Raw genomic sequence first — 12,451 nt, forward strand, 5'->3', positions numbered from 1 at the left:
GCAAGGCTAGCTGAAAATCAGCCCGTGCAGTTTCCTGAACGTGCGCATTTCCTGCACCATCTGTGACGGTGTCACTAAAAGTCGATGAATTTTTTTTATTGACGCATCAGCCCAGTGGCTACGCGGCCTTAACACCATTTTAACCAGTTTCTCACTCGCCTGAGAAAGGCTGAAAAGCTGGCTTGCCGGGTAAAGGGCTGCTATAGCAGTAAAGCATCTTTCTCAGTGTTGACTGAAAAAGAGTAGGTAAATACGCATTTTGTCTACATTTTATCGCAGTTTCGGTTTTGGGTGCGGCGGCCTTTTTTGCGGCGTCTGTCGGACTGTTTAGCGCTGTTATAACAATTGAGATCGTTATCAGGGAGATTCTCCTATGCAAAATGCTTCACTGGCCCGACGCGCCGGTCTGGCACTGCTTGCAGTGGTCGCAGTGATTGCGGTGCTGATCTGGGGCCTCGGCTGGGATCAGCTGGTCGCCCGTAAGGTCGACCTGCTTTATCTCGGGCAACAACACCTCTTCTTAGTGTTCTGGTCAATGCTGTTCGCTCTGCTGGTCGGTATTCCCAGCGGCATCCTGCTCAGTCGCCCGTTTGCCCGCCGCTGGGCCGAGTATGTGATGCAGATTTTCAACATCGGTAACACCCTGCCGCCGCTGGCGGTGCTGGCTCTGGCGATGGTCATTATCGGGATTGGCGACCGTCCGGCGCTGATAGCCCTGTTTCTGGCCTCGCTGCTGCCTATCGTCCGCAACACCTTCTCGGGCCTGAGCGCCGTTCCCCCGTCACTGATTGAGGCCGCCAACGGCATCGGTATGACTAAACTGCAGCGTCTGCGCCGGGTGGAACTGCCGAATGCCCTGCCGGTGATCCTCTCCGGCGTGCGCATCGCGACGGCCATCAATGTCGGAACCGCTCCGCTGGCGTTCCTGATCGGGGCCAGCAGCTTCGGCGAGCTGATCTTCCCCGGCATCTATCTGAATGACTTTCCGACGCTGATCCTCGGCGCTGTTGCTACCGCACTGGTGGCACTGGTGCTGGATATGTTGCTGGCTGCACTGGGCCGCTTACTGAGCCCGCACGCGGCGGTCTGACCACAAGGAGCTTTGCAATGCTAACGCACTGGATAAAGAAGAGCGTGGTGGCGCTTACCGCGACGCTGCTGCTAAGCCAGACGGCACAGGCGGCTGCCCCGCTGGTGATGGCGACCAAGAGTTTCACCGAGCAGCATATTCTCTCCGCCATGACCGTACTGTGGCTGAAGAAGTCAGGCTTTGAGGTGGTGCCCAAACGGAATATTGCCACCACCATCGGCCGTAACGCGCTGCTGAATAAGCAGATCGATATGGTCTGGGAGTACACCGGGACTTCACTGATTATTTTCAACCACATCAGCCAGCCGATGTCGTCTCAGCAGGCCTATGAGACGGTGAAAAAACTGGATGCAAAACTGGGGCTGGTCTGGCTTGACCCGGCACCGATGAACAACACCTACGCCTTTGCCATGACCCGGAAACGGGCCGAAAAAGAGGGTATCAGCACGATGTCGCAGCTGGTCGCAAAGATTGAGCAGGTGCGGAAGACCGACCCGGACCATAACTGGCGACTCGGGCTGGACCTGGAGTTTTCAGGGCGTTCCGACGGCATGAAGCCGCTGCAGAAAACCTACGACCTGGCGCTGGATCGCCCGCAGATCCGGCAGATGGACCCCGGTCTGGTCTATAACGCCATTCGCGACGGCTTTGTCGATGCCGGTCTGATCTACACCACCGATGGCCGGGTAAAAGGATTTGACCTGAAAGTGCTGGAAGATGATAAGCATTTCTTCCCCAGCTACAACGTGACGCCTGTTGTGCGTCAGGATGTGCTGGCAAGCCATCCGGGTCTGGACACCGCGCTCAATCAGCTCTCGGCGCAGATCACCGATGAGGCGATTACCGAGCTGAACAAGCGGGTCGACATCGATCACCAGTCGCCGGAGAAAGTGGCGCGTGATTTCCTTCAATCCAAAAACATGCTGTAAGGAGGCACTGTGGATACCCTTCACTACATCATGGATAACTGGAATACCCTGCTGACCCTGAGCTGGCAGCACAGCTGGCTGGTGCTGGTCGCGGTCGGACTGGCGATTGTCATTGGCGTGCCGCTCGGCATTCTGATTGTCCGGGTCCGGTGGCTGGCGGCCCCGATCCTCGGCATCGCCACCGTGGTGCTGACCATCCCGACCATTGCGCTATTTGGTCTGATGATCCCGCTCTTTTCACTGATCGGTCAGGGCATCGGTGCGCTGCCCGCCATCACCGCTGTGTTCCTCTATTCTCTGCTGCCGATTGTGCGCAACACGCACACCGCACTGGAGAACCTGCCAGGCGGTCTGCGTGAGGCGGGTCGTGGTATCGGCATGACCTTCTGGCAGCGTCTGCGCTGGGTGGAGATCCCAATGGCGCTGCCGGTTATTTTTGGCGGCATCCGCACCGCCGTGGTGATGAACGTCGGCGTCATGGCGATTGCCGCCGTGATTGGAGCCGGCGGCCTGGGCCAGCTGCTGCTGGATGGCATCAGCGGCAGTGATATTCGCATGTTAATTGCCGGGGCACTGATGATCTGTCTGCTGGCTATTGTTCTTGACTGGCTGCTGCACCGTTTGCAGCAGGCGCTGACTCCTAAGGGGATTCGATAATGATCACGCTGGAAAACCTGACGAAAACCTTTACCCAGAAAAACGGTACCACCAATAAAGCCGTCGATAACGTCAGCCTGCATGTGCCAGCCGGTGAGATGTGTGTCCTGCTGGGGCCATCGGGCTGCGGAAAAACCACCACCCTGAAGATGATTAACCGCCTTATCCCTGCCACCAGTGGCCGGATTCTGATTAATGGCGAAGATACCAGTACGCAGGACACCACCACCCTGCGTCGCAACATCGGCTATGTGATCCAGCAGATTGGACTGTTCCCGAACATGACCATCGAAGAGAACATTACCGTGGTGCCGCGCATGCTGGGCTGGGATAAGAAGCAGTGTCACGAGCGCGCGACCGAGCTGATGAGTATGGTGGCGCTGGACCCGACTAAATTCCTGCATCGCTATCCGCGAGAGATGTCCGGCGGTCAGCAGCAGCGCATCGGGGTGATTCGTGCGCTGGCGGCGGATCCACCGGTGCTGCTGATGGATGAGCCTTTCGGGGCGGTTGACCCGATTAATCGTGAAGTCATTCAGAACGAGTTTCTCGATATGCAGCGCCAGCTGAAGAAAACCGTGATGCTGGTGAGTCACGATATCGATGAGGCGCTGAAGCTCGGCGACCGGATTGCGGTATTTGGTCAGGGTAAGATCGTGCAGTGCGCCAGCCCGGATGAGCTGCTGGCCACACCGGCGAACGATTTCGTCGGCTCGTTTGTCGGTCAGGACCGCACGCTGAAGCGCCTGCTGCTGGTGCAGGCGGGCGACGTCACCGATCAGCAGCCCACCATTACCGTGCGTCGTTCTACGCCGCTGGAGGAAGCCTTTGGCACCATGGATGAGAACGATATGCGCTCGATTACCGTGGTCGATGAGGATGGCAAACCGCTGGGCTTTGTGAAGCGTCGCGAGGCACGCAACGTCAGCGGCCGCTGTGAAGAGCGCCTGCACACCTTTAAGGTGACCGGCAAAGCGGAAGAGAACCTGCGCGTAGTGCTGTCAAAGCTCTATGAACACAACACGGTCTGGATGCCGATTGTTGATGAGGAGGGTCGCTACAGCGGTGAGATTTCACAGGATTATATCGCCGACTACCTGAGTTCAGGCCGCACGCGTCGTCGTCTGAATACGTAAAAGCTTTTATTGGGGGGTGACACCTCCCATTGTCTGTTAATGCGTTATTTGCTCAGGGAGCATACGCCCTCCGCAAAGACGCAAACCCGCCATCCCTGGCGGGCTCAGCGCGGGCCATCCATGGCCCGCTATGCTTTGCTCCGGGCGTATGCTCCCATCGCCTCAATAATTCAGTCGTCTGTCAGAACACACTCAGCACGGCGGCCGGTCATCCCTCCGTCAGCGTCTCCGCCTCAACCTCTTCCACCGTCCGCGCCTCATCCGGCAGCACCAGATTCAGCACAATGGCCAGGATGCCACCGGTAGTGACTGCATGACCAAACAGGCTGCCGATCAGCGGCGGGAACTGCTTCAGCACGTCCGGCACCGCTTCTACACCCAGCCCGATGCCGAAGGCGATGGCGACGATCAGCATCTCGCGGCGACCAAGCGGTGTCTGGGTCATCACCCGGATACCGGCCGCAACCACGCTGCCAAACATCACTACGGTCGCGCCGCCCAGTACCGGCGGTGGGATCTGCTGCAGCAGGGAGCCAACCGCCGGAAAGAGCCCCAGCAGCGCCAGCATAATGCCCAGCAGCATCCCCACGTAGCGGCTGGCAACGCCGGTCATCTGGATGACACCGTTATTCTGCGCGAACGTGGTGTTAGGAAAGGCCGAGAAAACCGCGGCCAGCACGCAGCTCAGGCCATCGGCGACGATACCGCCCTGCAGCCGCTGCTGGAACGGCTTACCGGTAATCGGCTGCTGTGAAATAAGACAGTTGGCCGTCAGATCGCCCACCGCTTCAATCACCGCAATGACAGATACCAGCGCGATAGGCAGAAAGATGGTCCAGTCGAAGGCGAAACCAAAGCGGAAAAAGGCCGGCAGCACCAGCCAGCTGCTCTCCGGCGCAGCCTTCAGCTGCAGATGGCCGGTTAACGCCGCCGCCACACACCCCACGGCGATACCCGCGACCACGGCAACCAGCCGCGCCCAGCGGTTTCGCGAGCGGTTCAGCGCCACAATCACCAGCAGCGTCAGCGCACCCAGCGCCAGATTTCCCGGCGCGCCAAAGTCCGTGGCATTGTGACCGCCCGCCCAGTCGGTGATGCTCACTTTGATCAGGCTGATACCAATCAGCGTAATCACTGTGCCGGTGACGACCGGCGTCAGCACCTTGCGCAGCGCGCCGACGCAGCGGCTGATGACCACCGGGATCAGTGCCGCCACCAGGTTGCAGCCAAACAGCATCGCCAGAATCTCTTCAGGTGAACCGCCACGCCCCTTGATCATTAACCCACCCGACAGGATCACACCCAGAAACGCAAAGCTGGTGCCCTGCAGACAGATCATCCCGGCACCGACGCCATAAAAGCGCCGGGCCTGCATAAAGGTGCCCAGACCGGAAACAAACAGGGACATGCTGATCAGATAAGGAATATAGGCCTGCAGTCCCAGCACCGAACCGATAATCAGCGGCGGAGTGATAATGCCGACGACGCTGGCAAGCAGATGCTGCAGTGCGGCAAAGAATGCCGGTACGGGACCAATGCGGGCTTCAAGCCCGTATAACAAACCTTTCTCGTGCGAGTGCGACATGGTGGTGCTCCAGCTCTGTGTGGTTAGCGGAGTTAATGCATTTTCTGCGCCATCACGTCGGGAATTCGCGGTTAACGATCCAGGTCATTCAAATATAAGCGGAAATAGTTACAGAAAACGGGTCGTGAGCCTGAAACTTTAGGCTCACGACCTGCTCAGATGACTTGTTTTGTTTCAGTATCAGGCGATCTTTGCACTCGCAGCGTGCAGATCGGGCTGCTCCAGCAGAGAAATATCGATCCAGGAGGTCAGATCGCGTTGTTCAGGACGGGGCAGATAAGGAAGCTCACCCAGCAGCGGTGCCGCAATCTTTTCACGCAGCACCTCAATGATGTCACTGTAGTGCGCCAGCCCCGGATTGACGCGGTTAGCCACCCAGCCCACCAGCGGCAGGCCATCGTGCGCGATGGCTTCCGCGGTCAGCAGCGCATGACTGATGCAGCCCGACTGGATACCCACCACCAGCACAACCGGCAGCTGCTGTTCTGCGACCCAGCGCGAGAGCGGACGTCCGTCGTTCATCAGACTGCGCCAGCCGCCAGTGCCCTCCACCACCACCCGATCGGCCTGCTGCGTCAGATGTGTCAGACCCTGAGTCAGCCGGGAATAGTCGATTATCTGGCTGGGATGGGTGCAGATCTCCTCCTCCTCAAACACCAGCGGATTAATCGCCTCATAAGGCAGGTCGATGGATGAAGCGCTTTGCAGAACCTGTGCATCTTTGTTACGCAGGCCATCAGCGGTTTTGACCGCGCAGCGCGCGACAGGCTTATAGCCGACGGCACTGACGTTGCTCTGAATAAAACATTGCAAAAGGGCGCGGGACACCACCGTTTTGCCTGTAGCTGTATCGGTGCCGGTAACAAATAGTCTGTTCACTCCACTTCTCCTCTCAAAGCGTTGCGGCTAATCGGTGATTAGCCCTGCTGCGAAACGGCATTTTAAGGAATCCAGAATGAGAACAGATTGCGTTAGCGCAAGTTCAGGCCCGCTTAACCTTGCAACAGTTTCACTAACAGGTGTCCGTTATAGAGAGCGTCTTTGATCAGCGCGGCGGCACCGAGTGTGCCCGGTTCGCTGAATTCAGTGGGGGCCAGCTGAATGCCTGCACTGTAGGCAGGCAGGGACTGCTGCAGAATCGTGTTGCTCACCGCCGGAAACAGCACCTCTGCCGCCGCATTCAGCGGAGAACCGATAAGAATATGTTGTGGATTAAAAATATTAACCATCATCGCCAGAATCCGGCCTGCGTGATGACCGACGCTGGCGATGGTGTCGCGCGCCAGGCGGTCGCCCGACAGGGCGGCCTCACATAACGATGACAGCGTCAGCTCCTGACGATTAAGCAGGCTGTCGGGCTGGGCCGCCAGACGCTGCGCCGCCAGCGCCAGCAGACTGCCGGTGCTGGCGACCGTCTCCAGACAGCCGTGATTGCCGCAGTAGCACTGCTGACCATAAGGATCGATTTGCGTATGGCCGATCTCGACCAGCGCCCGCCCCCGCTTATGCAGCAGCTGGCCGCCGCTGATCACCCCGGCACCGACCGTTTCATCGATCACGATCTGAATCACATCCTGCGCGCCGCGCGAAGCGCCGAACAGCGACTCCGCCAGCGTCCAGGCGGAGATATCGTGCTGCACAAACACCGGTAATCCCGTGTGCGCCTCCAGCGCATCGCCCAGCGGCATATCACGCACCTGATAGCCCGGCAGCCGATGCACCACGCCTGACGCGGCGTTAATCAGCCCCGGCAGCGTGATGGCGATGGCCGTCAGACGCTCCAGCTTTTTCTGATGACGGATAAAGAAGGCATCCACCTGTTCAATCAGAGCGGTCAGCAGCGGCTGAGCGGATTCATCGGGCAGCGGCAGGCTATCTTCGGCCAGCGCCTGACTGCTGAGATCGCGCAGCGTAAAGGTCATGGCACCGCGATGCAGACGAATGGCCAGATAGTGCCAGGCCTCCGTGTCCAGAATCAGCCCGATAGCCGGACGGCCACGACTGCCGGGCTCCTGAAACTCCGTCTCCTGCACCAGATGCGCGTCCAGCATTTCACGCACAATTTTTGTGATGCTGGCTGGCGCAAGCTGGGCACGGCGGGAAAGTTCGATACGCGAAATGGGACCATAACGGTCAATCAGCTGATATACGACACCTGCATTGGTCTGCTTGATCTGGTCAATATGGCCAGGTTGACTGTCCGGATTCACAACCCTGCTCCCGGTTATTTTCGCGCTTCTAAATAAACATGCGCCATGGTGAGGCAGATCAGGCAACAGCGTCAAATATTTGATTAGAAATGTGATTTATCGCACATATTGGCCTCTGTCAAGGTGCGCTTCCGGGCCGTTTTTCCCGCAGTAGCGCCATCATATTCGCCATCGGTGCGGTGATTTCGCGGCTGGCTGACCAGACCAGCCACAGCTCTGAAATGGCATCCTCTTCCGTCAGCGGCAGCCAGACCAGATCGGCCAGCTGCGCCCGGCGGAAGGAGGCGGGCAGGATGGAGACGCCAAGACCGGTTGCCACCAGCCCCAGAATGGTCATCGCTTCCCCCACTTCCTGGGTGATATAGGGCTGGATCTGATAGCGATGCAGCAGCGCCAGGATATCGCTGTAGAGCGCGGTTCCGCCCTGGGCATCAAAGAAGACGAAAGGTTCGGCGGCCAGCGCGGTGACGGAGATCGCGCCGGCATCCGCCAGCGGATGCGCTTTGTGCACCACCGCACACAGCGGCTCGCTCATCAGCAGCTGATGCGCGAGATCGGCGGGCAGCGGCGTGTTGCGCATCACGCCAAGATCGAGCCGCCCCTCATGCAGCGGGGCCAGCTGCTGGCGGGTATTAATTTCCTGCATCTGAATATGCACCTGCGGCCAGCGCTGGCGAAAGCGAAACAGCGCGTCGGAGACCACCGCGGTAAAAGGCGCCGAGGAGGTGAACCCGATTCGCAGCCCGCCCTCTTCTCCCCGATGCAGCCGGGCTGCCCGGTCGGCCGCCTGCTCGACCTGCAGCAGGATGGCGCGGGCATCGTTCAGCAATTGCTGTCCGGCAGCGGTCAGCTGAACGCTGCGGTTGGTCCGGTTAAAGAGTCGGGCCCCGGTTTCTGCCTCCAGTTGCAGTATCTGCTGACTGAGTGGCGGCTGGGAGATGTTCAGCCGCCGGGCCGCGCGCCCGAAATGGAGCTCCTCGGCCACTGCAATAAAGTAGCGCAGGTGACGCAACTCAATATTCATATCTGAAATGTCTCATTTAATATTATTAATATATTAGACATCATAATGATGCCTGCCTAAGCTGACGACAGGTTTTTTTACTGTTAAAGGAAAGTGTGTGAGTCACTCAACAGAGGCCGCCGCGGTAAATGAAGAGGCGGGTTGTATGCCTTCGGAACCGGTGGCTGCGTCAGGTTATATCCGTCGGGGTTCGCGGCAGTTTATGCGCGTGACGCTGGCCCTCTTCTCCGCCGGTCTGGCGACCTTTGCCCTGCTCTATTGTGTCCAGCCGATTCTGCCGGTGCTCTCGCATCAGTTTGGCATCTCACCGGCGACCAGCAGCCTGTCACTCTCTATCTCAACCGGCCTGATGGCCCTGGGCCTGCTGGTGACCGGGCCGCTTTCGGATGCTGTCGGCCGTAAATCGGTGATGGTGACAGCCCTGATGCTGGCCGCCATCTGCACGCTGATCTCAGCCACCATGAGCAGTTGGCACGGCATTCTGATCATGCGGGCGCTGATGGGGCTGTCGCTCAGCGGAGTGGCGGCGGTGGGCATGACCTACCTCAGCGAGGAGATGGATGCGCGGGTCGTCGCCTTCTCTATGGGGCTCTATATCAGCGGAAACTCTATCGGCGGCATGAGCGGGCGTCTGCTGAGCGGTGTACTGACCGACCTCTTCTCATGGCGGATCGCCGTGGCGGTGATTGGCCTGTTTTCGCTGGCTTCGGCGCTGATGTTCTGGAAGATCCTTCCCGCGTCACGTCATTTCCGCCCCATCACGCTGCGTCCGCGCAACCTGCTGATTAACTTCCGGCTGCACTGGCGCGATCCCGGCCTGCCCTGGCTGTTTGCCGAAGGGTTCCTGCTGATGGGTGCCTTTGTCACGCTGTTTAACTACATCGGCTACCGGCTGCTGGATGCCCCCTGGCATCTGAGTCAGGCCGTGGTCGGGTTGTTGTCGGTGGTCTATCTCACCGGCTCGTGGAGTTCGCCGAAAGCGGGTGCGCTGACCAGCCGGCTGGGACGGGGACCGGTGATGCTGGGTGCGACCGCCATTATGCTGCTGGGACTGCTGATCACGGCGTTCAACTCGCTCTGGCTGATCCTGCCGGGGATGATGCTGTTCACCGCCGGCTTCTTTGCCGCCCATGCGGTTGCCAGTGGCTGGATTGGCCCGCGCGCACGCCGGGCGCGGGGCCAGGCCTCATCGCTTTATCTGTTCAGCTACTACGTGGGTTCCAGCGTCGCCGGGACGCTGGGCGGTCTGTTCTGGCATAACTTTGGCTGGCACGGCATCACGCTGTTTATCAGCACCCTGCTGCTGCTGGCGTTGCTGGTGGCCTGGCATCTGCACCGCAAAAAGCTCTGATTTCCCTCTTCTGCCAGGCCCGGATGGCCTCACCAGGCCTGGCAGCACCACACGCTGACTGTCGCTCATCCTCTTCCCTGAAAATCCCCCGCGAAAAAACCCCACAATTCCCGCTATAATCGGTTTTATTGAATCATTTCATCTGCTTTGCCTCTTAACACGGCAACAAGGAACGCCTGTGGCTCTCTACTACTACGTCAATAAACAATCGGGATATAACGATAATCATGTGGTGCATGCCGCTGGCTGCCCGCATCTTCCCGACATGGAAAACCGACTGTTTCTGGGCAGTTTTTATCACGTCAATGCCGCCATTCTTCAGGCAAAAAAATATTACGTGGGGGCTATCGGCTGTGAGAACTGCTGCCCGATTAATGCCAGCCACCTACCGGAGACGCCGCTCAGCGTCGCCCAGAAACATACGCCGGGGTCACGCTAAGCTGTCGGAGGGTGTTGGCGTGAAATCTACTTACCGCTGCGCTAATTTGTTAAGCATCAGCGCCGTTTTCCGTTATGTTACTCTTCCTGACTCTTTTTGATGGAAAGCACGATGCGGGATAAGTTTGCGCGTTCTCAGATCGCCCTTCACTGGCTGACCTTTTTACTGGTCGTGACAGCCTACGCCACCATTGAGCTGCGCGGCTTTGTGCAGCGCGGCTCCTGGCAGGGGTACGCCATGATCATCACCCACTTCAGCGCAGGTGCGACCGTTCTGGTGCTGATGATCGCCCGCCTGTTTCTGCGTACCCGTCATCGCACGCCACCCATTACGCCAGCCGCACCGCGCTGGCAGACCGGGGTGGCTCATCTGACGCACACCCTGATCTATGCCCTGTTTATCACCCTGCCGATCCTCGGCCTGTCGTCGCGCTACCTCAAGGGGCGGGAGTGGTGGCTGTTTGGCATCAGCATGCCGGTTGCACCGGAGCCCAATTTTGACCTGGCGGATACGCTGATCGACTGGCATGAAACCCTGGCACCGCTGGGATACTGGCTGATCGGGCTGCATGCGGCGGCGGCGCTGTTTCATCACTATCTGCTTAAAGACAATACCCTGCTGCGCATGATGCCGCCTCGCCGCGGTCAGTAATCTCGTCCCGTCGCCCCTGAACGGGGCGATAAAAAAATTTCCGCCTTAAAAGCCGGTTATCAGGTTTCGCTTCCCGCTTTATTCACTACAATGGTCTGTAATTTGTGACGCAGGTCACTTTCGCTGGATGTCTGCCACATCCGAATTCGCTGTACTGACAGATTTGACACCTCATGCAACCAACAACTGTTTCACGTAAAACTGCCTGGCTACGCGTGGTCTTGCTGGCCATCGCGGCTTTTGTATTTAATACCACCGAATTTGTACCGGTGGGTCTCCTTTCGGACATTGCGGCTGACTTTTCCATGCAGACGGCGGATGTCGGGATCATGCTGACGATCTACGCCTGGGTAGTCGCGCTGCTGTCACTGCCGCTGATGCTGCTGACGCGCAACGTGGAGCGGCGACTGCTGCTGGGGGTGCTGTTTACGATCTTTATCGTCAGTCACGTCCTGTCGACTTTCGCCTGGGACTTTCGGTCGCTGATGGTTTCACGCGTCGGCATCGCCCTCTCTCACGCGGTGTTCTGGTCGATCACGGCTTCACTGGCTATTCGCGTGGCCCCGGCCGGAAAGAAAACGCAGGCGCTGAGTATGCTGGCGACCGGAACCGCACTGGCCATGGTGCTGGGGGTGCCGATTGGCCGTGTGGTGGGTCAGTATCTTGGCTGGCGAACCACCTTCGGCGCGATTGGCCTGTCGGCACTGGTACTGATGATCATGCTGGTACGGATACTGCCGCGTCTCCCCAGTGAACACACCGGCTCGCTGAGCAGCGTGCCGATGCTGTTTCGTCGTCCGGCGCTGGTCAGCATGTATCTGCTGGTGACCATTGTGGTGACCGCGCACTACACGGCCTACAGCTACATCGAGCCCTTTATGCAGAGCGTGGCGCAATCCAGCGGCAATTTCACCACCCTGCTGCTGCTGCTGTTTGGCTCTGCGGGTATTCTGGGCAGCGTGCTGTTCAGCACCCTGGGCAATAAATTCCCTTCCGCGCTGCTGATTGCCGCGATTGCGCTGATCACCCTCTGCATGGGACTGCTGATCTTTGCTGCGGTTCGTCCGGCGGCGATCGCTATCCTGTGCATCGTCTGGGGCATGGCGATGATGATGATTGGACTGGGTATGCAGGTGAGGGTGCTGTCTCTGGCGCCGGATGCAACGGATGTGGCAATGTCACTCATGTCCGGCATCTACAATATCGGCATAGGCGCAGGCGCGCTGCTGGGAAGCCAGGTCAGTCTCTATCTGAATATGTCGGAAGTCGGCAACGTCGGGGGGATGATCGGTCTGGTGGCGTTACTGTGGTGTGTCTATATTTTCCGCCGTTATCCTCAGCTTCGCAGTAATGGCTAAGACCGGCGCGGAGAGGATAAA

Annotated in this window: 12 protein-coding genes; 8 read left to right on the plus strand and 4 right to left on the minus strand. The window is 58.7% G+C overall.

All coding sequences use genetic code 11. The features are described 5' to 3' along the window. The first annotated feature begins 373 nt into the window (after positions 1-373). Genes AC1V0D_RS05790 through osmV form a run of 4 tightly spaced genes read left to right on the plus strand, consistent with a single transcriptional unit; the run spans position 374 to position 3,812 of the window. Positions 374-1,090 (plus strand): ABC transporter permease, encoded by a 717-nt coding sequence (locus AC1V0D_RS05790; protein WP_009090143.1) that lies wholly within the window; start codon positions 374-376, stop codon positions 1,088-1,090. Positions 1,091-1,107: 17 nt separating this feature from the next. After that, positions 1,108-2,019, plus strand: coding sequence for a glycine betaine ABC transporter substrate-binding protein (locus AC1V0D_RS05795; RefSeq protein WP_482907105.1), 912 nt, complete (start codon positions 1,108-1,110; stop codon positions 2,017-2,019). Positions 2,020-2,028: 9 nt separating this feature from the next. Continuing rightward, complete coding sequence (gene osmW, locus AC1V0D_RS05800; protein WP_009090139.1) at positions 2,029-2,676, plus strand: osmoprotectant ABC transporter permease OsmW; 648 nt, start codon at positions 2,029-2,031, stop codon at positions 2,674-2,676. Then, positions 2,676-3,812: an osmoprotectant ABC transporter ATP-binding protein OsmV gene (gene osmV / locus AC1V0D_RS05805; RefSeq protein ID WP_009090137.1), complete on the plus strand. Its 1,137-nt coding sequence runs from the start codon at positions 2,676-2,678 to the stop codon at positions 3,810-3,812. Before osmW ends, osmV begins: the two co-directional genes overlap by 1 nt. Positions 3,813-4,020: 208 nt before the next feature. On the opposite strand, the gene AC1V0D_RS05810 is transcribed toward osmV, so the two are convergent. The 4 genes from AC1V0D_RS05810 to AC1V0D_RS05825 form a co-directional block, all read right to left on the minus strand. Continuing rightward, a complete protein-coding gene (locus tag AC1V0D_RS05810; RefSeq protein WP_150029564.1) occupies positions 4,021-5,397 on the minus strand; it encodes a uracil-xanthine permease family protein in 1,377 nt (458 codons plus the stop codon). Between the two features lie 180 nt (positions 5,398-5,577). Next, positions 5,578-6,276 (minus strand): dethiobiotin synthase, encoded by a 699-nt coding sequence (gene bioD, locus AC1V0D_RS05815; protein ID WP_337021141.1) that lies wholly within the window; start codon positions 6,274-6,276, stop codon positions 5,578-5,580. A 113-nt stretch (positions 6,277-6,389) separates the two neighbouring features. Then, a complete protein-coding gene (gene mlc, locus AC1V0D_RS05820; RefSeq protein ID WP_111208396.1) occupies positions 6,390-7,607 on the minus strand; it encodes a sugar metabolism global transcriptional regulator Mlc in 1,218 nt (405 codons plus the stop codon). 118 nt (positions 7,608-7,725) lie between these two features. Then, positions 7,726-8,631: a LysR family transcriptional regulator gene (locus tag AC1V0D_RS05825; protein ID WP_482907106.1), complete on the minus strand. Its 906-nt coding sequence runs from the start codon at positions 8,629-8,631 to the stop codon at positions 7,726-7,728. A gap of 145 nt (positions 8,632-8,776) precedes the next feature. On the opposite strand from AC1V0D_RS05825, the gene AC1V0D_RS05830 reads away from it, so the two are divergent. The 4 genes from AC1V0D_RS05830 (at position 8,777) to AC1V0D_RS05845 (ending at position 12,430) form a co-directional block, all read left to right on the plus strand. Further along, entirely contained in the window at positions 8,777-9,982 is a 1,206-nt protein-coding gene (locus tag AC1V0D_RS05830) for an MFS transporter (RefSeq protein ID WP_167431218.1), read from the plus strand. Between the two features lie 178 nt (positions 9,983-10,160). Then, complete coding sequence (locus tag AC1V0D_RS05835) at positions 10,161-10,421, plus strand: hypothetical protein (protein ID WP_009090129.1); 261 nt, start codon at positions 10,161-10,163, stop codon at positions 10,419-10,421. Between the two features lie 111 nt (positions 10,422-10,532). Next, entirely contained in the window at positions 10,533-11,072 is a 540-nt protein-coding gene (gene cybB / locus AC1V0D_RS05840; protein WP_046101860.1) for a cytochrome b561, read from the plus strand. A 173-nt stretch (positions 11,073-11,245) separates the two neighbouring features. After that, a complete protein-coding gene (locus AC1V0D_RS05845; RefSeq protein WP_471803145.1) occupies positions 11,246-12,430 on the plus strand; it encodes a sugar transporter in 1,185 nt (394 codons plus the stop codon). Positions 12,431-12,451 lie beyond the last annotated feature (21 nt).

It is taken from the genome of Pantoea sp. PA1, from assembly GCF_056856975.1.